At 45.8% G+C, this 23,763-nt stretch carries 13 protein-coding genes; 7 read left to right on the top strand and 6 right to left on the bottom strand.

The window, feature by feature from the left end:
* Positions 1–52 precede the first annotated feature (52 nt).
* Positions 53–2,053 carry a hypothetical protein gene (locus tag QUA00_RS20300; protein WP_333410933.1) on the bottom strand — a complete coding sequence of 667 codons (2,001 nt, stop codon included), beginning with the start codon at positions 2,051–2,053 and terminating at the stop codon, positions 53–55.
* Between the two features lie 182 nt (positions 2,054–2,235).
* On the opposite strand from QUA00_RS20300, the gene QUA00_RS20295 reads away from it, so the two are divergent.
* Positions 2,236–6,030, top strand: a complete 3,795-nt coding sequence (locus tag QUA00_RS20295; RefSeq protein ID WP_333410932.1) for an alpha-mannosidase — start codon at positions 2,236–2,238, stop codon at positions 6,028–6,030.
* 134 nt (positions 6,031–6,164) lie between these two features.
* On the opposite strand, the gene QUA00_RS20290 is transcribed toward QUA00_RS20295, so the two are convergent.
* A complete protein-coding gene (locus QUA00_RS20290; protein WP_333140295.1) occupies positions 6,165–6,752 on the bottom strand; it encodes a cytochrome b in 588 nt (195 codons plus the stop codon).
* 289 nt (positions 6,753–7,041) lie between these two features.
* Entirely contained in the window at positions 7,042–7,212 is a 171-nt protein-coding gene (locus QUA00_RS20285) for a hypothetical protein (RefSeq protein ID WP_333105595.1), read from the bottom strand.
* Positions 7,213–7,531: 319 nt separating this feature from the next.
* Here QUA00_RS20285 and QUA00_RS20280 point away from each other — a divergent pair, with 319 nt between their 5' ends.
* On the top strand, positions 7,532–11,485 hold the full coding sequence (locus tag QUA00_RS20280) for a PAS domain S-box protein (protein WP_333410931.1): 3,954 nt from the start codon (positions 7,532–7,534) through the stop codon (positions 11,483–11,485).
* Positions 11,486–11,920: 435 nt separating this feature from the next.
* Here QUA00_RS20280 and QUA00_RS20275 read toward each other — a convergent pair whose 3' ends face one another.
* Positions 11,921–16,372 (bottom strand): tetratricopeptide repeat protein, encoded by a 4,452-nt coding sequence (locus QUA00_RS20275; protein WP_333410930.1) that lies wholly within the window; start codon positions 16,370–16,372, stop codon positions 11,921–11,923.
* A gap of 214 nt (positions 16,373–16,586) precedes the next feature.
* Between QUA00_RS20275 and rpiA the strand changes: the two genes are divergently transcribed.
* The 3 genes from rpiA to QUA00_RS20260 all read left to right on the top strand — a co-directional run bounded on the left by rpiA (position 16,587) and on the right by QUA00_RS20260 (position 19,834).
* Positions 16,587–17,303 carry a ribose-5-phosphate isomerase RpiA gene (rpiA, locus tag QUA00_RS20270; RefSeq protein ID WP_333140306.1) on the top strand — a complete coding sequence of 239 codons (717 nt, stop codon included), beginning with the start codon at positions 16,587–16,589 and terminating at the stop codon, positions 17,301–17,303.
* Positions 17,304–17,656: 353 nt separating this feature from the next.
* Positions 17,657–18,862 (top strand): aldo/keto reductase, encoded by a 1,206-nt coding sequence (locus tag QUA00_RS20265; RefSeq protein ID WP_333410929.1) that lies wholly within the window; start codon positions 17,657–17,659, stop codon positions 18,860–18,862.
* 216 nt (positions 18,863–19,078) lie between these two features.
* On the top strand, positions 19,079–19,834 hold the full coding sequence (locus QUA00_RS20260; RefSeq protein WP_333140310.1) for a Fe-Mn family superoxide dismutase: 756 nt from the start codon (positions 19,079–19,081) through the stop codon (positions 19,832–19,834).
* Between the two features lie 266 nt (positions 19,835–20,100).
* Here the strand turns inward: QUA00_RS20260 and rsmG are convergent, their stop codons facing one another.
* Positions 20,101–20,844 carry a 16S rRNA (guanine(527)-N(7))-methyltransferase RsmG gene (gene rsmG / locus QUA00_RS20255; protein WP_333410928.1) on the bottom strand — a complete coding sequence of 248 codons (744 nt, stop codon included), beginning with the start codon at positions 20,842–20,844 and terminating at the stop codon, positions 20,101–20,103.
* 194 nt (positions 20,845–21,038) lie between these two features.
* Positions 21,039–21,704 (bottom strand): energy-coupling factor ABC transporter ATP-binding protein, encoded by a 666-nt coding sequence (locus tag QUA00_RS20250; RefSeq protein ID WP_333245338.1) that lies wholly within the window; start codon positions 21,702–21,704, stop codon positions 21,039–21,041.
* Between the two features lie 444 nt (positions 21,705–22,148).
* Here QUA00_RS20250 and QUA00_RS20245 point away from each other — a divergent pair, with 444 nt between their 5' ends.
* Together QUA00_RS20245 and QUA00_RS20240 are read left to right on the top strand one after the other, a co-directional pair.
* Positions 22,149–23,165 (top strand): Sll0314/Alr1548 family TPR repeat-containing protein, encoded by a 1,017-nt coding sequence (locus QUA00_RS20245; protein WP_333410927.1) that lies wholly within the window; start codon positions 22,149–22,151, stop codon positions 23,163–23,165.
* Positions 23,166–23,293: 128 nt separating this feature from the next.
* Positions 23,294–23,746, top strand: coding sequence for a DUF3531 family protein (locus QUA00_RS20240; protein WP_190659407.1), 453 nt, complete (start codon positions 23,294–23,296; stop codon positions 23,744–23,746).
* Positions 23,747–23,763: the final 17 nt, after the last annotated feature.

The following is a 23,763-nucleotide window of genomic DNA, read 5'->3' as shown; positions in this document are numbered from 1 at the left end:
TACTGAGCTGATTTGCTGCTGTTGCCGCAACTTTTTTATCATAAGCTAAAGATTAGTCAATTTTCTCTTTGCTTTTGAGGATTTTTGGCAAGTTGATTTTTGCCCAATTCCAGAGTTGCTCGGCGATGTTTTCTAACCGCAGCATGACTCGATCGAGCCATTCGAGCACTTGTTCTAGGGGGTGCTTAATGTATCCCATCGATTCTGCTTTTGTTTCTAAGTATTCGCCTTCCGGTTGGACGCCTGCGCTGTGATTTTTTGGTTCGGCTGCGGGGGGGGTTGTGGGGGTTGCGGGGGTGTATCTGCGGGTTGGCGCGGTGATTGCTGCTGGGGATTGGTTGTTTTGTCGGGTGTTCGGGTTTGTGTTTTTTGGCACTTGGGTTTCCGGCGCGCGCCCTGGGGTTGATTCTGCTGCGAGTGCAGGGCTATTTTTTTGAGTAACTGCTAAATCAGATAAATCAGATGCTGTTTGGGGTTGACTTTTTGGGCTTTGTGTCAGCAAGCTCTGTTTTAGCTGCCCGAGCAGGCGGTGAAGTGCTTCGGGGTAAGGGGAGATTGAGACTGCGGTCGATAGACCTTCTGGCAATTCTCCTACTTCTGCAATTTTCTGCTTGACTTTTGGACTAGATTGTGATACCAGAGTTTGAACTACTGCATCGGGTTCGGAACTTCCTTCGATTAAATGCTCCGGTGCAGCTTCCCCGAATAAGTCTTGCCACTTCAGCCACGGTCGATCGACCTCTGGGCTTTTTTGCGTGTTTTTTTCCTCTTGAATCTGTTGTAAATAATACTTAATTGACAGGGATTTCTCCGTATTATCACTTGCGGCTGTTTCTTTGCCTAGGAGGTGGTCTACTGACGACCAAATAATTCCTTCGATGTTTCGCGCGTATTTTTCCAGGATTTCGCGGGCGGAAAAATCTAAATTGCCGTCTGTGCCGGATGTATTAATTTTTACTCCGGGGATTTCTGTTGGTGCGGCGGTTGTTTTTAGCGCTGGCGGTAGGGTTAATTCCTCGATGTTGACGGCTGCGCGATCGAGTAATGTAACAAAGGATAGAGGATTGCTGACTAGACGATCGAACTTGCTGTTAAAATTAGTTTCTAGTTTTGGGGTATTGTGGTCGATCAAATTCGATGCAGCAATTGACTGCAGTGCGGTTTTTGCTTCGATCTGGGCGCGGGCTTTTTGGACTAGGATGGCATTGCGGTCGATCGATTTTTTAACTGCGAGGATTGATTCTCCAAACTGATTTCTTTTGAGAGCAACCGGACTCGTCTGAAGCCAGGCCATCAATTCCCAAAAACGACGCATCGGCGGCAACTGCGCTTTTTTGGCTGCCGACTCCAAACCGAGATTAAATTTTAATTCTTTTTGGGTAATTTCCCGCCGTTCGGGCCCGCTGTTGGCAATTTCCCAAGTTATGCGACCTTCGAGCATTTCCTGCTGTTCGGGTGTCAAAATATCTAATATCTGATTTTCTCTTCCGACCAATACTAAAGTGCGGGCTGGGATAAAACTGGCAATTCCCTCAACTTTCGGTTGGGGTTTTAATTGAGTTTTAGCAAGCGGGTGTTCTAAGACGGAAGTTGTTTGATGCTTTGCGGTTTGTCCGCTAAAATTGATGGCCGGATGTAAATTGTTAGCAGTATTTCCCTGATTTATTAACAGCGGGAAGCTGGCTAAAGTTTTCGCGGTTTGCGACGAGTTTAGTAAATTTTCGGCGAGGTGCAAAATTTCGGCGATCGAACTTTCCTCGGAAGTTTCGCCCTGATACCAATTTTGTTGCCCATCGGGATTTTCGTCACCGCCAAATTCTTCTTGTAGTTCCGGTAAATCTACTTTTTGACTTGATTCCCGCAACTGTCGGCCCAGCAGTCGGGAACTTTGCACCAGCAAATAAGCTGGATAAAGCAGAATTTGGGTAGCCGTGAGAGTTGCTTCTTTAATTTGACGCCAAGTTCGATCGCAATTGTCAGCGACTTGGCGGGACTGTTTCGATATAAAATTTAATAGTCGGCTTTGGTATGGGCCGTAGTAACCGTTGGACATAAGTTTAATTATTGAATTCAGATTTTTGATTCGCGCCGGAATTGCTGAATATTGCTGTAAAATCAAAGCGAGATCTTAATCGCAGCTTCAAACCCTCTGAAACCTTTATTTCTTCGCGTCCTTTGCGTCGGGGCGGTTCAATCTGATTTTTGATTAATACACAATTCCTATTTTAGCGAAATATGAGCGCTTCTGTGTCACCTGCCAGCAACAATATTTCTGCCACTGTCGAAAAGTTGCGCCGCCTCAGTCAAGTGGAGGTTCAGTCTGGTTGGAGGTACTGCGATTCTGACTCGGCTGTCTCTTCGGTAAATATTTGTAACAGCCCTGTTGCCGAACTTAACGGGAAAGGACATATTGCTTGGCCGTCTGGGAAGCAAGTTTTGTATTTGGGCCAGCAATTTGTAATTCCTGACAATTTGCAGGGCTATCCTGTGGTTGGTTTGCGGTTGCTGCTGGGCTTGACTTGGTGGGCAGAAGATGCTCAAATTTTTGTCAATGGCGAGTTAGCCGGACAGGGAGATTTATTTGATTTTGCCGATCGAGTTTTGTTGAGTGCTTCGGCTAATCCAGGAGAGGAATTTTTAGTAATTTTGCGGTTGGTAAGTCCGGGTCACGATAACGGTGCTTTAGTGCGATCGATTTGTTTGTATGAAGCTGCTGACTCTTCTTGTTTCGATCCGGGTTTTGTGGCTGCCGAATTAGAGATTTTGCAAAATTCGCTTAGTCGAAATTTAGAAATTGAAAATTCCCAATACCTACCCACCGAAATCATAGCAAATCGCCCCAGGTTTGTCAAGGGGGAAATGCTGAAATCTGAGATTGATTTGGCGATGGGTTTGATTGATTGGTCGGCGGTGGGCGATCGCGAAAAGTTCGATCGCTCGCTGTCTGTTTTGCGGCACAATTTACTGGGATATCTTCGAGCTTTTTTGGGGGATTTAGATGAGGGAACCGCAGAGGGCGCAGAGGCCGCAGAGGGAGGAAGAAGGGAGGAAGTTTCGGAGGTTGGAGAAAATAGCGAGGCTACATCTATATATATAGGAGAAAGTGGTGAACTGACATCTTTTTTGGGGGATTTAGATGAGGGAACCGCAGAGGCCGCAGAGGGCGCAGAGGGAGGAAGAAGGGATGAGGTTTTTGATGTGGGAGAAAATAGCAATCCGACATCTATATATATAGGAGAAAGTGGTGAGCTGACATCTATATATACAGGTAAAATCTATTTGGTGGGTCACGCTCATTTAGACTTGGCTTGGCTGTGGCCTGTCCCGGAAACTTGGGAAGCGGCCAAGCGAACTTTTGAGTCGGTATTGAAATTGCAATCGGAGTTTCCCGATTTGATTTTCTGTCATTCTACTCCGGCGCTTTATGCTTGGATGGAAGAACATCGGCCGGACTTATTTGCTGCGGTTAAAAAACAGGTGGCCGTCGGACGTTGGGAAGTTGTCGGCGGGATGTGGGTAGAACCGGATTTAAACTTGATTTCCGCTGAGTCAATGGTGCGGCAAGTTTTTTACGGACAGCTTTATGCAAAAGAAAAATTTGGGGAATTGATGCGGGTGGCTTGGCTACCGGATACTTTCGGTTTTGGGTGGCAATTACCTCAGATTTTGCGGCAAGGTGGAGTTGATTATTTTGTGACGCAAAAGTTGCGGTGGAATGATTCAACGGAATTTCCGCACGGTGCGTTTTGGTGGGAAGGGTTGGACGGTACTAAAATATTTAGTATGATGTCTCCTCCCATTGGTGAAGGCATAGAATCTGTGAAAATGGCAAGTTATGCTTTTGACTGGCAAGTTAAGACTGGTTTGCAAGATGCTCTTTGGTTGCCTGGGGTTGGCGACCACGGCGGTGGCCCGACTCGTGATATGTTGGAGGTGGCGAAACGCTGGAAAATGTCGCCTTTTTTCCCGAAGTTGGAGTTTGCGAAAGCGGTTGATTATTTGTCTTTGATTGAGAGTCAGTTTTTGCCGGAAGTTGCGACAACTACGCCAGAAAGTGATGTTCCCGAATCGGACAATCAGGAGATTTTGCGGGCGCTAGAATTGTCAAACTTGTCGGCAATTTCCGCAACTAAGCCCGAAAGCGATGTTTCTGAATCGGATAATCAGGAGAATTTGCGGGCGCTAGAATTGTCCAACTTGTCGGCAATTTCGGATGCAAATCCTCCCATCTCACAACTCAAAACTCTTCCCGTTTGGAAAGACGAACTTTATTTAGAATTCCACCGGGGTTGCTACACGACTCGCGCCGACCAAAAACGCCAAAACCGCCGCTGCGAAGAATTGCTCTACCAAGCGGAGTTGCTGTCTTCGCTGGCCACTATTTGTACTGGTGCGGTTTATCCGAAATCTGAGTTAGAATCTGCTTGGAAACAAATTTTGTTTAACCAGTTTCACGATATTTTGCCCGGTTCTGCGATCGCCCAAGTTTATGCGGATGCTAATCTAGCTTTTGCTGAGGTCGATCGCACTTGTCGCGAAATCCTGCTAAAATCTTTGGATGCCATCTCGGCTCAAATTTCTCTCCCTTCCCCTCCTGGGCCCGACGCTCAACCAATTTTGATTTTCAATACTCTCAATTGGTCGCGCTCTGAGGTTGTCGCTGTACCGCTTCCCGATGCCGCTGATTCAGCTTGGCAAATTTACGATTTTTCGCGACGGCGACTGGCTTCGCAGATTGTCAGGGGCGATCGACCGCAATCGCACTCTACACTGTTATTTTGGGCAAATAATATCCCCGCCGTTGGCTACCAGGTGTTTTGGCTGTGTCGCGAAGACGCTCAAACTGTGGATAATGCGTCCGCGAGTCCAGAAACTGAAAAAAAGACAGAGTTATCGAAACTTACATACGGTATAGCACAAAAAAACACACCTTGTCAAGAAACGCATTTTGCAACCGCAGAAATGGTGTTAGAAAATGAATTTATTCGGGCAACAGTAGACGGCAAAACCGGGGATTTATCCAGCATTTGGGATAAAGTAAATAACCGAGAAGTCCTGAATGCAGCCGGTGGCAATCAACTGCAAGCATTTCAAGACAGCGGCCAATATTGGGATGCTTGGAACATTGACCCAAATTATGAAAAACATCAACTACCAGCGCCGATACTCAAAGATATTTGTTGGGTAGAGGAGGGGGAATTACGGCAGAGTTTGCGCGTAGTCCGACAAATTGGCAAGTCGGAGTTTTGCCAAGATTATATAGTAGAAGTAGGTTCGCCGCTGCTAAAAATCAAGACAGTGACAGATTGGCAAGAAAAGCACGTTTTAGTAAAAGCAGCCTTTGGGTTAAATGTAGAAGCAGATTTTGTAACTTGCGAAATTCCCGGCGGTGCGATTCAGCGCACAACCAAGCCGCAAACACCCGCCGAAAAAGCTAAATGGGAAGTGCCGATTTTGCGCTGGACTGATATCAGCAATGACGGTTTTGGAGTGAGTTTGCTCAATGATTGCAAATACGGTTGCGACCTTCAACCAAATCAAATTCGGCTGACATTGCTTCGGGGTTCGACTTGGCCGGATGAACAAGCAGATGTAGGAGTTTCGGAATTTACTTGTGCAGTGTATCCCCACAGCGGAAATTGGCAGGATGCCGACACAGTTCGACAGGGGTACGAGTTGAATTTACCGCTGCTAGTAAAGGTGTTACCCAAGTTAGAGGAAAATGGCCACAAGACTCTGCCGACAGTTGGCAAGTTTTTGGATTTGTCCGCCGAAAATTTAGTGTTGATGGCTTTCAAACAATCGGAAGACGATTCTAATGTGTGGATTTTGCGGTGTTACGAGTGTCATGGTGAAGAGGCGAAGTTGGAATTAAAGAGCGATTTGGGTTTAGCCATTAGTCACCCCGTCGATTTATTAGAACAACCCATAAATTTGCCCCAGAAGTTAGATGATGGGACAAGTTTCACAATATCACCGTGGAAAATAGCGAGTTTTGCAGTCAATTTATCATTACCAATTCAGATATAGCGGTTCTCAAGCGTGGTGAGGTATGCCCTATGCCCTATGCCCTATGCCCTATGCCCTATGCCCTATGCCCTATGCCCTATGCCCATGAGTACCTCCTATGAGAGCTCGAAAGGCTATAGTACCCCATCGCAAATTTATCCCACCTTTTGAGACTTTGGGAACTTAGTGCTAACAAAATTTGTCAACCTACGCCAATTAGCTCTCACAACTTTCTTCTGCTCTAAAATATGCAAAATTACGAACGCTAAAAATGTGTACGCCAGCCAAAAATGCAAACTCCTTCCCAGATCAACCATTGCGGAATTCTGCGGAAACACATCCGGCAAAACAATGCCGAAAAATTTCACATTGTTACTTTTGAAAGAGTTAGAAAAAAAGAAACCACTAACCGGAACTAGCCACATAAAAACGTACAAACTTGCGTGCAGAGCAAAATTTTTGTACCATTCCTTTGTAAACTTTGGCAGGCGTTTCGTATATTTTTTCCACCATACCCGGAGGAGAGTTAAAATCCGCCAAGTCAGCAAAGCCATTGTCAGCACGGCTACGGATTTGTGAAAATCGTACAGGGGGCCTCGAATAAACAATTCTCTCGGCAATTGAGCCATAAACGTACCGGTAATAAACAGCACTAAATAGCAAGCTGACATTACCCAGTGTAAGGACATCAGTTGTTTGAACGCAGAATTAAGTCTGGGTTTCGCAGCGGGTTGGATACTCACTTTTTCTTACCTCCTTAGCGTTTGCTGCACAAGATTAAGTATAAACTATAGGACTAAAGCTCGTGGCCGATTGTGCATTATAAGATTTACTTAACTTAAGTATTATAAATATTTATTAAACAGTCTAATTAATTAGATTCACGATCGTCAATCGATTTTAGATTTTAGATTTTAGATTTTAGAGGCGACCCCACGGATAAATGCTCTTTCTTGAGAATTTTCGATTTTCGATTTTGGATTGATTCCACGGATAAATCACGTGGCGGATACCACATGAAGAAATTCTTGGTCATTCCCAACACAAAACATCGTACTGGGGTCGATCGCCTCCCAAGCAGTTTTCAGGTCGAGTATCCCCAAAGCCACCGCACTCATCTGACCCGATAATTGCAACCGCCGCCCGGTTCATCCGCAGCCCCGGCAAATATCCCAAACCGAATCCGAAGTAGGTCAGTCCCAATACTAGGTATTTGAGTGTTATCGTATATACTTAAAATCAGTGATTGCCGATTTTTTTATTGTCTAGGATGCTAAAAGTACAGACCGGGTAATTGCAGCTAAACCTGCGGGTATTGCAACTAGCGGGAAATATCGCCGACAGACGGTCTACCAACTACAAACAAACACAGTGGTTGCATTGGGAAGCGAAAATCAGGGTGCTGGACAAGTGGTAATTTTGTTACAAGTTGTAACTTTTTTCAAACAACAGGTTTAATTTAGTTTCACAAAAAAGTTAAATTCCAGAAAGTAAAATTAATTACAGTCGAGTTAAGCTAAAAGTGTTTGCTAAAAAAAGTAATTCAAGCAACCCCGAAACCAACTATTCTCACTTGCTCGACACCGACGGCGACTTCGCGACAGCCAAACTTTCGTGCAGCCAACAAGTCGAACAAGATTGGTATGGAACTCTCTACGAGAATTTTCCGGGCATTTACTTCGTTCTAGACGCTTTGGGAAGAGTTTTTTCGCTCAATCAATTCGGCGCGTCTCGCCTTGCCTACAAATCGCAGGAATTAATTTGTCATTCAATTTTTAACATATTTTACTGCCAAGAGCAAGGCAAAATGCAGGCAGAATTTGCCGGATTGGCCCAGCCGGAAAACGGTACGCCCACTCCAAAAATTGCCTATTGGGAAGGCTGCTTGACTTGCAAAGACGGCAAGATTATTAGAGTAAAAGCAACCGCGCGCCCAATGCCGACGGTAGATTGGAAAATAGAGGAAAATACTAATGGTCGTTCAATGGCGAATTTCCAACGGCCGGCTATACTGTTAGTTTGCGAAGAAATTAAGGCTGCTTCGCAGTCACCCAGGTCGCCCAACCAGAGAGCAAATTGGCGCAGTCCAACTTTAGCGATCGCAAAATTAGCCAAAAGTCAACTTAAAGAACGCCACAATATAGAAGGCTTCATCCGGGAAGTAACAGAAACCGCTGTTAGTATTGTCAACTGCGATCGAGCCAGTATTTGGCTGTATGGCGAAGACAAAACGCAGCTTCACTGCATCGACCTTTACGAACAAAATACTAAACTCCATTCCGTACAAATCATCATCACAGCAGCCGACTGTCCGGCATATTTTCAAGCTTTAAAATCTGCCAGTGCGATCGCAACAGTGGCAGCAGAAAATGACCCGAGAACGCGAGAACTTGTCAGTCTTTATTTGCTCGATCGGGGTACGACTTCCCTGTTAAGCGTACCGATTGTGCTAGCAGGTCAAAGGTTGGGAATAGTCAGCGCCGAACGCCAGGGTTCCGACGGTGATTGGACGGAAGAAGAACACGAATTTACGCAAATATTAGCAGATTTTGTATCCTCCAGTTTGTCAGCTAGCGAAAAGTTAAAATTAGAAGCAATGCGACACGAACAGCAGCAAAACTTGCTGGCCCAATACTACGATCAACTAGAAGAAAGAGTAGAAAGACGCACGGCTGAACTCAAAAAAGCTAACCAAAAACTGCAAAAAGAAATAATTAAAAGAAAACAAGCAGAAGCCGAACTACGCCTGCAGCAACAAGAACAGCAAATTATTTTTGATTCCGTGCCGGCGATGATTTGGCTCAAAGATACCGAAAGTCGCCTGCTGCGAATTAATCAAGCCGCCGCTGCATCAAGAGGTTTGCCTGCTGCTCAATTAGAAGGTAAATCTTTTTATGAAATATATCCTGACGAAGCAGAGCAATATTATTTAGAAGATTTGGAAGTAATCAATTCTGGCGTTCCCAAACAGGGGCAAGTCGAACTATTACCAACAGCATCGGGTCAAAAATGCTGGGTGCGGACAGATAAAATACCTTACCGCGATGAAACAGGTAAAGTCGCTGGCGTAATCGTGTTTGCAGTAGATATTACTGATTTAATTAGAGTCGAAAAAGAACTGCGAGAATATCGCGATCGCCTCGCACAAAAAGTCGAGAAACGTACTGCTATGTACAGGCAAGCCATGACCGCTTTGTACTCGGCAAATACGCAATTGCAACAGTTAATTAACAACAGCTATTCGGTCGGCGAAAATGGCAGCAGCCAGCCAGCAGCGCGCTTGCTCGAATGCGAAGCTTATTTTGAAGCAGTTGCCGTGGCTGACCGCGACACAATTTTGAGCGTCAGCAGCAATTTTGCCCAACTTTTCGGTTACGAACCTGCGGAAATGGCGGGAATGAGCTTGCTGGAACTACTGTCGCCCAAATCATACAAACAGGCGTCGCAAATGATTTCAGCAGCCAGCAATACAGTCTGTGAAACTATTTTTCTCAAGCGAGATGGAACTGCTTTTCCTGCTGACGTTCGCAGCAAATTCGTATTTTGGGAAGGTCGTTTAGTACAGGTGAAAGCAGTCCGAGACCTCACGGAACGCAAATTGACCGCAGCAGAATTAGAGCGATCGCGGTCTCTGCTGCACGCTACCTTAGAAGCAACTGCAGACGGCATTCTCGCCGTTACTACCGCCGGAGAAATGATTAGTTATAACGAAAAGTTAGTCCAAATGTGGGGAATTTATGAAGAAGTTAGAAACTCAATGGATAGAACTGTGCGGCTGGCATTCCTCACTAAGCAAGTTAAAGATCCGAGGGCTTTTTTGCAGAGAGTTAAAGAATTTTATAGTGATGCGGAGTCGGAAGGTTGCGATATTCTAGAATTTAAAGACGGCCGCACTTTTGAGCGCTATACGCAGCCAATTAGAGTCGGACAAAATATTATTGGCAGGGTGTGGCGCTTCCGCGATATTACCTCTCGCGAAAAGGTGACGGCTATGTTGGGAGATTCTCAAAGGCGCTTTCGGGCAATTTTTGATTCTTCTTTCCAATTTGTCAGCTTATTGAAACCGGACGGTACTCTGCTGGAAGCTAACCAAACTTCTCTGGATTTTGCGGGAATTAAGCTACGGGATGTTGCCAATAAACCGTTTTGGCTGTTGCCTTGGTGGGGAGATTCTCAGGAAGTTCGCCAACAGTTGCAAGAGGCGATTTCTCGATCGGCAAAAGGTGAATTTGTCCGCTATGAAGTGGAAGTTCAAGGTGTAAATCGGACGGCAACTGTTGATTTTTCTCTCAAACCGGTCGCGGATGAAACTGGCAAAATAGTCTTGTTGCTGCCGGAAGGCCGGGACATTACTCAAAGTAAGCAAGCCCAAGTCGCGCTGCGGCAACAAATAGAACGGGAACGCCTGATCGCACAGATTCAATCGCGCATCCGTTCTTCTCTGGATCTCCAAGATATTCTCAACACTACAGTAGCGGAAGTGCGGGAGTTTTTGGCAACCGATCGCGTGCTGGTTTTCCGCTTCCGACCCGACTGGAACGGAGATGTGGTGGTGGAGTCGGTTGCAGAAGGATGGATGCCACTCAAGGGGATGGGAATTGAGGATTGCTGTTTTGCCAATACTTACATCGGACAGTATTTAAAGGGCCGCATTCGCGCCATAGAGGATATTCATGCTTCTAATTTGAGCGAGTGTCATCTTAATTTTTTGGAGACTTGTCAGGTGAAGGCTAATTTGGTAGTGCCCATTGTCCAACAGGGAATAGAACCTAGGGAAGGTAACAGTTCTTGTCAAGTGCCGAAGTTGTGGGGTTTGCTGATTGCCCACCACTGTTCGTCACCCCGCCAGTGGCAGCAGTTTGATGTGGATTTGCTGAGTCAGTTGGGGACTCAAGTGGCGATCGCGATCGAACAATCTTTACTTTACCAGCAGTTAGCTGCGGCCAACCAGCGGTTGGACGGGTTGGCGAATTTGGACAGTCTGACTCAACTAGCTAACCGCCGCCGTTTTGACGAGGTGATCAATCGAGAATGGGAACAGTCGAGCTCTTGGGAACCGCTATCTTTGATTCTGTGCGACATTGACTGTTTTAAACTTTACAACGACAATTACGGCCACCAAGCCGGGGATGCTTGTTTGCAGCAAGTGGCGCGGGCGATCGGGGATGCTTGCACAAACGCACCCGCAGAACGCCTTTATTTGGCTGCTAGGTACGGCGGCGAGGAATTTGGGGTAATTTTGCCAAATACGGATATCGTGGCTGCACAGGCTGTTGCTGAGGGAATCCGCAGCCGCGTCAAAGCCTTGGCTATTCCCCACATCAAGTCTGTTGTCAGCGATAGTGTGACTCTCAGCTTGGGGGTGGCGACGATTTCTGAAGGTCAAAATTCCCCGAAAATGTTGATTGAAGCTGCAGATAAGGCACTGTATCGGGCTAAGTCTGGCGGGCGCGATCGAGTCGCTATTAGTGATTAGTGAGTAGTCAGGTTATTTTAGATTTTAGATTTGGGAATTACTGATGAAGCTGCTGGTTGGGAGCTTGTCTACAGTTGCATTCTTGTTTGAAACTGGTATTACTAAAAAAGTGATCGCCCTAACTGGCATAAAGTTAGTGCGATCGCGGTACTATGAATCAGCTATTTATCTATCAGACTCGGCGCGGATTTTTTACGCATTTTCACGGCTTTTTTTACAAAACTTTACGGTGAGTAGCGTACAAATATCCAAAAACCACGTTTCTCTACCTGATCTCTCTTTTTTTATTGAACCGCAGAGGGCACAGAGGGCACAGAGCAAGAGAAGGGAGAAAGAAGGGAGTTCACACACTGATGAGGGATTGCCATAGCAGCAATTCGCAATCCCCTGTTTGGCCGATGCCCGATGCCCGATGCCCAATTCCCAATTCCCCCCCTATTTAGCTAACAGTTTTTGAAACACCTTATACATATCCTCAGCCAACTTTTTAGGATTCCACAAAGGTGCGAGATGCTCTGGCTGCTTAGATTTTACTAAATGCTCTTTCACCGCATTTCTGAAACCAGCATCGCGACCAAACTTAACTCCCCACTGCGTGTATTCCTCCCAACTCCACGCCGCACCAACATCAAGATTTGCACTTTTCAGAAAAGCGTAGCCCATGCGCGAAAGATATTGGTCGCCGGATCGAGTTACCACTGGCAAATTCGCCCACAAAGCCTCTAAATTGTGAGTCCCGCCGTTGTAAGGATAGGAATCTAAAAGCACGTCGGCTACATAATAAATAGCCCGGTGTTCTTCCTCACTTCTGGTTTGCCCTATAAACTTAATCCGACCAAAATCTACTCCCTGAATTTCGCATTCTTGGCGGTAAGTGCTGTGAATAACGTCGGGGTCGCCTTGACCTTTGCGGATTAACACACTATCTGGTACTTCCTTCAGAATTGTAACTTGAGCTCGTACCATTTCTGGATTGGTTTTTCTCCCTGGCGCAACGCACAGATAAGTCATTTGATCTAAGCCAATTCCCAGAGCGTTTCTAATCGCCTCTCGATTCACAGGAATGCTTTGCAGTGCGCCAATTGCTACCGAACCGGCAGGCAATCTTACTAACTGTTCTAAGTAATTTTTTTCAACACCAGGGGGGTGAGTGTGTTCGTCGCACAGAAAGTAGTGGTTATCTGAAATGTAGGGTGCGTCAAATCCCAGCCAAGAAACGCAAATTCCCGCAGGATATTGATACAGCACTTCGACATTTGTTGGGACTGTCATCGAGTCTAAGTCTATCAAAACATCCAAGTTGTCTTGCGCTACTTCGGCGAAGATTTCACCGCCATCAGCAAAGCCGTTTGGATATTTTTTAGGCCAGTAAAACTTGCCCGCCATGTCTTCAAACCGCTGCGTAACCTCATCTCGGTGGAGTTTCCCGGTGACGTAAAGGTGAACGTGGGGGGTGATGTGGCTTAATTCGCGAATTAAAGCTTCGCTGCACCAGCCTACTGAGTGGCGGCGGAAGTGTTTGGAAAGGAAGCCTATTTTTAAAGGACGCTGTTCTTTTGTTTGGTATTTTGCTAGGTTGCTTCTGTTAATTTCCTGGCGCTTAGGAACGGCTTTTTGGTAGTATTCTTTGGCAATGAGTCTGTAGAAACTGGCATTTTTTTCGCGGTTGTCTCGCAGGTGAGAAACTGCAAACAGGAAGATTTCGTAGAGCAGTTTTAGTTCGATTCCGCTAAAGGTTTCGACCTTTTCGTAGCATAGTTTTTCAATTTCTTCGAGTTTCTGAATTGCCTGTTTGCTGACACCTGATTGCAGGTAGGAAAAGACGTAGGCTGTAGCTGACATGACTGGGGCATTTTCGCCGCAGTTTTCGCAGTATTTGTCGGCTACGCTGCGGGCTCCGGCGAGGTTGGTAGAATGGCTTAGCAAGTCGCACAGTTGTTGGTAGGCTTCGCTAAATTTGGGGTTGCATTCGATCGCCTTTTCAAAATTGGCGATCGCCTCCAACGGCTTATCTTGTTTTTGAATGTGTCCCATCCGGCAGTAAACCTCTGCCCAATTCGGTTTTAATGCCAAAGCTTGCTGATAGCTGGCTAGAGCTTCTTCGAGCCGCCCCTGCATGGAAAAACAATTGCCGAGGTTAGCGTGAACTTCCGGCCAGTCTGGCTTAACTTTCAGAGTGTTTTGATAATTAGTAATCGCTTCATCGTACTTGTTTTGCTGTAAAAAAGAGTTGGCTATATTGAAGTGCAAAACTTCTAAATGTGGCTTTAAAGCTACAGCTTTCTGATAGTAAGCGATGGCGGAGTCGAGATTTCCTTGTTGCGATCGCGCGCTGCCGATGTTACCGTAAGCTTCGGCCCAATCCGGTTTAATGGCGAGCGCTTTTTCGTAGCATTCGATGGCTTCGTCGCGCTTTCCTTGGCCCAAAAGTCGATTACCTAAGTTAAAGTGGAAGTCTGCACCGACTAGCTGCGGGTTGAGTTCGGAGGTTCTTTTAAAACAGGCGATCGCTGCTTCGATGTTGCCGTGTTGGTGATATACTTTCCCTAAATTCCAGTGAGCTCCCGCTAAATCGGGACTCAGGGCAATGGCTTGCTGGTAATGGGCGATCGCTTCTTCCAAACGCCCCATTTTGAAATACATACTGCCGATATTGGCGCGAACTTCCGCAAAATTTGGCTGCAATTCTAGGGCTTGAGAATACGATCGAATTGCAGCTTCTGTTTTGCCTCCTGCTTGCAAGGCATTGCCTAAAGTGACGTAAGCGTAGATGAAATCCGGTCGAATTTTTAGCGCCTGCTGACAAGCTGCGATCGCCTCTTTAATTTTACCTTGAACTAAAAACTTTTCGGCGAGTTTATTGTACGGTTCTACTTCTTCAAAATTGGCAACTTGTCCGCTATCTGGAACATTGAGCGAGGTAACTTCTTCGGAAAGTTCAGCGGGGTTGGTAAACGGAGTATTTAAAGTCTCAGTGGTGGGCGCTGCCGGCAAATTGATACTCGAAGGCTGCAAGCCGTAGCCTTCATCTTTGTTGACAGATACTGGTTGCGCTTCCCCTGATTCTGTTTCTAATTCGATAAAGTTGCTGTCAGTAGCGGTCAGCTCTTTTTGTGCGATTAAACTCGATAATTTCTCCGCAGCGGTGGCATCTCCCGGTTGCAGTTGCAGCACTTTTTGATAGCAAGTAATTGCTGCATCTAACTTTTCTTGCTGCTGCAAAACGCTGCCCAGCATCATATTGACCGAAGACAATTGAGGATTAATTACCAGAGCTTTTTGGTAATAACTGGCAGCCTCTTCCAATTGCCCTAACTTGTAATACATACTGCCGAGATTCGCGCTGGCTTCAGCAAATTCCGGCTGAATTTTTAAAGCTTGCAAGTAAGCTTGAATGGCCATTTCCAGTTTGTTTTGACTGTGCAGGGCATTGCCCATTGTCAAGTAAGCAGGAGCAAAAGTGGGTTGAAATTGAAGAGCGACATTACAAGAGGCGATCGCCTTTTCAAATTCTCCTTGCAAAACATAAACTTCCGCCAACTTTTTATGAACTTCTGCATCTCCTGGATTAAACTCTAAAGCTTTCTGATAATTCTCGATAGCGCCACCGAGATCACCCTGATCTTTCCGCCAATTTCCCTTTTGAAAATAATCTCTCACTGCCTCTAAACCTACTAAAGAATTCCCGATCATTTGCTCTGCCACTCTTACAGGTTTTACACTAATACTATTCAGCCATTCTACCCACTTTCGGGAACGCACAGACCAAGTACACCCTTGATTTATATATTCTACCTGCTGTCTTAAATGATTTTCAGCAGTGGCGCAGCCCGCACCCGTGCCCTCATTTAAAACTCCGACTATCGCCTCTAAAAACCGCCTTGTATATCCCTCCCAATCTGGGTTGCCCGCCCGCTTCCAATTAGTTATCGATGCAAAATTTTCCACCCCTGACATTGAAACTAGACGGGCAAATCCAGCAGTTGTTTCCGGCAAAGCTGCCAATTCACTCGTCACAATCCGGCAACCGCAGGCCATCGCCTCCATCACGGCAATAGATGAGGTTTCCAAATAGGTATTCGGGTAAGCTAAAACCGCCACTGAACGCAGTTGCCGGACGAGTTCGGGTTGCGGTACGGAACCGACGTACTCCACGCCTTCTGTTTCCTGACACTGGCGGTAAAGTTGACCGAAAAAAAGCTGGTTATCATTGTCGTCTATTTGGTGTACTTTCATGCTTGAAAATACTTTTAATCTGGTTCCGGGGACAGCTTGACGAATTTCGGGAAAGACTTTTAACAAAATATCGAGTCCGCGAAATGGAGTGCTGGTGTAAGCTAGAATGGGTGGCCGAGATTTATGAGAGAGGATAGAAATATTATCGGCGAAAATGTTAGCAAAACAAGGTGCGATCGCATTTCTTAAAACACAACTGCGATTGGAGTCAATCCCAAAGCGCCGATGAAATTGCTCGCGTTGCCAGTCGCTGACAAATACAAAGGCATCGCAAGCATTGATTTCTCGCTGATTATTGAAATCTTGGAGGAATACAAAGCCCGGTTCGTTATGAATCCACAAAATTAACTTAGTTCGATGCCCCAAAAGCGGCTTGATTTCCAGCGCTTTCCCAACTATATTGACTATAACTAAAAAGTCGAGCGATCGCAGCAATTCTAAATTAGATTTGTCCCCCACCCTGCGCCTGCAATCAACGCCGCGCCACATCCCAGACTCGGAAGTATTGTTGAGCAAAAATACCTCGTTTCCCTGTGCAGCCAACGCCTCAGCTAAGTAACAAATAGCCGACTGAGTGCCGCCCAAAGGTTCGCGGTAAGGAGTTTCAATATTGTAATCCCAACTGTAGGTATCGAGAAATCCGATTTTCATTGTGGCAATTATCCACCGATTTGTGAACTAGATTTTTTTTATTTAACCGCAGAGGACGCAGAGGGCGCAGAGAAAAAAGAGAGAAGTTCCCACTTGAAATAATTTGCGAGTTCCCTCTCTTCTTCTTCTTCCTCTCTGCGTTCTCTGCGCTCTCTGCGGTTAAATAAATCCATAATAAATGGTATAATCTTAAAACTATTAAGGAGTACCGAACATGACCACAGAACAAGATCCCGTAAAATTGATGAAACAGCAAGTCGGCTTTGCTGCAGCCGATCGCGTAAAATCTGGTATGATTGTCGGACTCGGCACCGGGTCAACTACAGCTTATACTATTCAAGCGTTGGGCGATCGCATAAAATCCGGTCAACTCAAAGACATCAAAGGAGTTCCGACATCTTTTCAATCAGAAGTGTTAGCCAAACAGTACGGAGTACCCCTGACAACACTAGATGAAATTGACAGAATTGATGTGGCTATTGACGGCGCTGATGAAGTAGATCCCCACCTCAACTTAATTAAAGGTGGCGGCGCAGCCCACACCCGCGAAAAAGTAGTCGATTACCTCGCCACTCAATTTATTGTAGTAGTTGACAGTTCCAAAATCGTAGATAAATTGGGTTCGACTTTTCGCGTCCCCATCGAAGTTATACCGATGGCATTAACACCAGTGATGCGCGCCATTGAAAAATTGGGTGGCCAACCCGAACTCCGCATGGGTGTGAAAAAAGCAGGCCCCGTAATTACCGATCAAGGTAATATGGTAATAGATGTCAAATTTGATGACATTGCCAACCCCGGAGAAATGGAAAAAAGCTTGAATAACATTCCCGGTGTGTTAGAAAATGGTTTGTTTGTAGACTGTACCGATTTGGTTTTAGTCGGGGAAATCCAAGACGGAAAACCCGTAGTACGGGAGATTTCTAAATAGTCAAAACTGCCCACTGGCGGTCAAAAACTCTTTGTGGAACAGGCATCTTGCCTGTTCAGGAGAATGCTGCAATATGGGAGTTAAGCTGTAGGGCATCTAAATTGTATTTTTAGGGCGGGCTTTCTGGTCCAACCCCTACTCCCCACAAGACTTTTCTTAAATTTGACTATACAATTTAAATGCACTTGGGCTTACCTTGACTTTGATTGTCAAAATTCAGGGGTTTAAACTCCTGTATGACGGAGGAATATTTTTAGGGTGGTTTATAAATCTCCATCCTAAAAACCACGCGATTCATCTGTCAACTGTCAACTGTCAACTGTCAACTGTCAACTGTCAACTGTCAACTGTTTATGATGCAATATCGCAGATTCGGTCGCACAGAATTATCCATGCCCGTCTTTTCCTGCGGTGGCATGAGATATCAGTATAAATGGCAAGACGTGCCAGCCAATGAAATTCCCTCAGACAATCAACAAAATCTAGAAGCGACGATTAGCTACTCGATTGAATGTGGCATAAATCACATAGAAACAGCTCGCGGTTACGGCACTTCCGAAATGCAACTGGGGTGGATTTTCCCGAAATTTCCCCGCGAAAAGTTGATAGTGCAAACGAAAGTTAGCCCCAAACCAAACTCGCAAGACTTCCGCGAAGACTTTGATAAATCCTTAGCTTATTTGCAACTAGAATACGTGGATTTACTGTCGCTGCACGGCATTAATACGTGGGAATTGCTAGAGGATTCTATGCGTCCGGGCGGCTGCATGGATGTGGCGAGAAAGTTGCAAGCAGAAGGGAAAGTTAGGTTTATTGGTTTTTCCACTCACGGCCCGACGGATGTGATTGTCAAAACAATTGAAACTAATCAATTTGATTATCTTAACTTGCACTGGTACTACATCAATCAAAGTAATTGGCCAGCTATTGAAGCTGCTAAACGTCACGATATGGGCGTTTTTATTATCAGTCCTTCCGACAAAGGCGGTCAACTTTACAGCCCGCCGCAAAAATTGGTAGACTTGTGTTCTCCGTTGAGTCCGATGGTGTTTAATGATTTGTTTTGTTTGTCGCATCCGCAAGTACACACTTTGAGTTTGGGCGCAGCAAAACCTGAAGATTTTAACGAGCATCTGAAAGCTGTAGAATTGTTAGATAGAGCTGATGAAATTTTGCCTCCGATATTAGAAAAATTAGAAAAAGCAGCAATTGATAAATTAGGAGAAGATTGGTTTAAGACTTGGCACGTCGGTTTACCAACTATCGAAAATACTCCCGGAGGTATTAATATTTATGTGATTCTGTGGCTGTGGAATTTGGCGCAGGCTTACGATACGATCGACTATTGCAAGATGCGCTACAACCTTTTAGGTAATGCGGGCCACTGGTTCCCCGGCCAAAAAGCCGTAGCTTGCGGGGCGGAACGCCATCGCCTCGATGAATTAGACTTGCGCCGCTGCCTAGCCCACAGTCCCCACGCTGCTAAAATTCCCGGTATTCTCCAAGCAGCCGATCGGCTTTTTGGAGGCGAAGCCATCCAGCGTTTGTCCCAAGAATAATCGCAAAAAAACCCGGTTTCGACAGAGAAACCGGGTTGGTTAGCCGGAGCACGCGAGATTTACTTACGCACACACCATTAGCGTAGACTTGAGAAACTCTCACAACCATCGCCCATCCGTCTCATCCATTCGGGCGATACAACTTTTTTTCTCAACTCACTCCCATTTTGCTTCAATCTGAGATAAAACAGTTAATAATTCACTTAGGTACTTTTTATGACTCTCAAACGCCGAGATTTCTTGTATTTGCTGACTGCCAGCGTCGGAGCTATTACCGGAGGTGCTTGCCAAGCATCAGGGAATAATTTAACGCAACCAAGTCCAACTGCAGAAAGCCCAAAAATAGCCCAAACTCCGGGGCCTTTTACACTGCCACCTCTGCCCTACGAATACAATGCTTTAGAACCGCACATCGATGCGCGGACAATGCAATTTCACCACGACAAACACCACGCCGCTTACATTAAAAACCTCAACGAGGCTATCAGCAAATACCCGCAACTAAAAAACGTGAGTGCGGAAAATATGCTGCGAGACTTGAGTAAAGTGCCGGAAGATATTCGCACGGCTGTTCGCAATAACGGCGGCGCACACTTAAATCACAATATGTATTGGAAAATCATGAGTCCCAATGGTGGTGGCGAACCCACAGGGGAAATTGCCACAGCAATTAAGCAAACTTTCGGCAGTTTTGACGCTTTTAAAGAAAAATTCAATGATGCAGGTACAAAGCGTTTTGGCAGTGGTTGGGTTTGGCTAGTCCGCACAAAAGCCGGCAAACTTGAGATTGCAACTACTCCCAATCAAGACACTCCTTTCATGCAGGGAAATTATCCAATTATGGGCAACGATGTTTGGGAACACGCTTATTATCTCAAGTACCAAAACTTGCGCGGCGACTATTTGAAAGCCTGGTGGAATGTGGTTAATTGGGCGGAAATTAACCAGCGCTACGAAAAGGCGATCGGGTAGTTTTCAATTAGATGAAATAAAGCAGACGGCGCCGTGCCCTTCTTCGTGTCAACTTAAGACTGAAACCCCTGAGAAATCTCGCTTTTAGCCCAGTCTCGATCCCCCTAAATCCCCCTTAACAAGGGGAGTAGGGGTTGACTTTGAGAATATTTCTTGTCCCCCCCTTATTAAGGGGGGTTAGGGGGGATCGGGACCTAATCGGTAGACGGTATACTAATACTACTTTTGACATTAAGTTGACACTAACGGGCTGTGCCGTGTCCCTACTAGCGCAGGGGAAGCTCGAACTGCTGTACAACTTTCCGCAAGTAAACGCAGTGCCGCGCACCCTGACTCGTCGGCGTTGTGAATGCTTCTACTGACTCAACTGTGCCACCCAAATGCTCGATCGCCCTTTGCAACTCCGTCTCTTCCTCCACCGTCCAATTTCCACGGTAAAGTACAGCCAAACCGCCATTTTTCAGCAGAGGCAGCGCGCATTTAGCGCAGAGAGGAGCGGCTCCCACTGCTCGGAGAACGGCTAAATCGTAAGCTTGTTTGTGCTGTGGCGCTCTGGCAATTTCATCGGCTCTGCCCAACAAAGTCGCCGCATTTTCTATCCCTAAAGACGGCACAACTGTTTCCAAAAAAGTAATTTTTTTGCGTGTAGAATCGAGCAAAGTAACTGATAGTTGCGGCAGGGCGATCGCAATTGGCAGACCAGGAAAACCCCCTCCTGTCCCGATATCGATCGCTTTCTGCACCGACTCGGCGGCCAATTCTGGATTTTCCGCCGAATTGTGATTAGCTGGCAGCAGTCTCGCAATTCCCCGCAGAGAATCCCACAAATGTTTTTCCCAAAACTCCATCGGCTCAGTAATTCGAGTTAAATTCAAGGAGCGATTTCCCTCGACAATTAACTCGTAAAGCCGCTGAAATTGTTGTTGCTGCGACTCATCCGGCTGCCAATTCAGCGTTTTTTGCCACAACTCGTTCATCTGGGGCAACACAGACATTTTAATCTCATTCATCAGATTCTATTTCCACTCTTTTCTTTGAGTCCGCGCAGGCGGACTTTGTTTGTGTAGTCGCGAATTTTATTCGCCGATAATTTCTTCAGTCCGCGCAGGCGGACTTTGTTTGTGTAGACGCGAATTTTATTCGCTGCCAATTGATTTAGACGCGAATTCTATTCGCCGGGAAACCATTGGAAACGCCATAAAAATCAAACGCAACTTGTTTCCTTAGCTTCTAATTTAGCCCGATCGACCTCCTGCAAATCCCCGTGGTTTAGAGTCCAAAATTTATCGGCTACACTCAACAAATCGCTAGCATCGTGAGTAACAATCAACAAAGTCCAGTGACTTTTCAACTTACTCAACAAGCTTACCAACTGCCGCCGCATCGACCAATCCAAACCCGCCGTCGGTTCGTCCAAAAGTAGCAAATGCGGCTGCCGAATTAGCTGCACCGCCAGGGCTACCCTGCGCTGTTGTCCGCCGCTTAAAGCGTGGGGGGAAGCGCGCAGCGGCAAATGTCCGAGCCCCACTTCTGCCATTGCTGAGTTAATTTGTTCTTGTCCCAATTCAGGATGCCCCAACCGCAATTCTTCTAAAATTGTGCCTCCGCAAAAATGCCTTTCTGGAAACTGGAATACTAACCCTCCTAACTGTTGCAAGTGTTCTGGTGTTAATTCTTGTTCCCGCCAACGGATGTCGCCGCTAGTTTTTTCGGCTAAACCTGCTAATATTTCTAATAGCGTACTTTTGCCTGAACCGCTGCGACCCACAATCAGCCCCATTTGCTGCGATGGCAGTTCTAAGTTAATATTTTTCAGAATAGGATTCGGACAGGCGGTAGGATGATATACTAAGTTTTTTAGATAAAGCATTAACGGCAGTTGTTAGTTGGCAGTTGGTAGTTGGCAGTTGGTAGTTGGCAGTTGGTAGTTGGCAGTTGTTAACACTCAACAGTCTACAGTTAACACTCAGAAAAATAGTTATTGTTGGATCGGGGAACTTCGGGTTGTGCTATTGATAGTTAAGGCTGTTTTTGGTTGGGGCCGCTAGCCCACAATTATTTTACATAAATCTTAACAAAAATTTTCTTTTTTTTTCAGGATTGGTGTTTGCTTTTTGAGTTTTTTGATGGTATATTTTAATAATGGAAATCTGTGCGTCTATATACTGAAAGTCACACTCCCATTATTAAAATATACCGCAACAGCTAGAAAAAATCAAGCAAATTTCACTCTTTTTTTGACCGCGGCCCGATAGTCTGAGAATTTAACTCTCTTGTTTCTAGTTTACAGTATATTCCATTGAGAGAATTGACGATGACGAAAAACCCTTTAGCATCGGTGGGCAAGCAAATGTTAAGTTCTAAACAGACAGTGCGGGCGATCGCCTGTGCAGGAGCGATCGCCCTCAGCATCTGCATTAACTCAGCAGTAGCGGGCGATCCCTTTCGCAGCAGCAACCCGCAGGCGATCGGGCCCAACACCGAAACCGCTTTCAAAACAATGTTTCAGCAAGGAAACTACAAACAAGCAAAAACTCAAGTTCAACAAGCACTATCAGCCGAACCAAACGAGCCGCTAGCCTATGCGATGGCCGCATCCCTATCCTACATCGAAAAAGACTTCAACTCGATGAATTCCTACGCGCAAAAAACCCGCGAAGTCGGCGAAAACTTGACTAAAACTAATCCCTTGCGCGGCAATATTTACACAGCAGCCGGTCACTTTCTAGAAGGGGCGAACATTATAGCCAAAGAAGGAACAGCCAAAGGCGCACCCCAAGCTTTGAGTAAATTGCGAGTAGTATTTCAATACCTAGAGGCCGCCGACAAAATAGCGCCCAACGACCCAGAACTAAACCTGATCAAAGGCTACATGGACTTAATGCTAGCCACAAACCTGCCCTTTTCCAACCCCAACGAAGCAATTCAAAGACTCGAACAAAAAGCCTCTCCCCGCTACTTAGCTTATCGCGGCATGGCAGTAGGCTATCGAGACTTGAAAAAGTACGATCGCGCTTTAGAGTTTGCCAACAAATCCCTAGCAGAAACGCCCAACAATCCAGAAGTTCTCTATCTAAAAGCACAAATCTTGTTTTCCCAATCCCAGGGAAAAGACAGCAACAAAACCTTACTTGAGGAAGCCCGCAAAAACTTCGAGGCAGCCTTAGCAAAACCCGACCAACTGCCGCGCAGTTTAGTAGCCGAAATCTTCTTTCAGCAGTGCAGAACCCGGAACCGTCTCGACAGCAAATCTCGCGACTGCGACCCGATGCGCGATAAAATCAGAGATGCAGATGGAGTCTGGGGGCCGGCGGCCTTACCACCACTATAAAAAGAGTCAGAGGGAAAGTCAGAAGTCAGGAGTCAGGAGGAAACTTTTCCCTGTCTCCCTATCTCCCACTTTTCCTCTCTCCTGCAATCCAATTCCTGCAATTCCATTCCCTTTCTTTGATAAAATTGATGCAAGTAGAGTTTCGCGAGTTTAACCCCTTTGACCTCTGGATTTGGCTGAAGTTCAGCAACGTGCCTTCAAACGGTGAAAAACAGTATGTTGAAGAAGTGTTTGACTCTTGGTTTTTCTTGGGAAAACTGGGAGGATTTAATGCGGAAAATTTGCAAGTTCAAGATGAAGGCTTAGACATCAGTGATATGAATTACGATGTTAATCTAGCCGACCAAAGCATGATGGCTTTGATGCACAATATGGGAGAAATGGAGTATCAAGGTTCTTGGGCTCGCTGCTGGTTTGATTTAGGTACTAGCGATGCAATTGGGCTCGACGTTTTGATTAATGTTTTCCAGCAACTCAGTAAAGAATTCGTAACGATTGAAAAACTAATTATCGGCGGTGAAAATATAGACTGGCCAATTGAAAATAGGAGGAGCAGAGAGGGTTTTGCTGCTGATAATTAGTCATTAGTGATTACTCA

Origin of the sequence: Microcoleus sp. T2B6, from assembly GCF_036700475.1 — a bacterium.
Classification (GTDB): Bacteria; Cyanobacteriota; Cyanobacteriia; order Cyanobacteriales; family Microcoleaceae; genus Microcoleus.
Note: the sequence above shows the minus strand (reverse complement) of the source record. Positions and strands in the feature narration are given on the sequence as shown.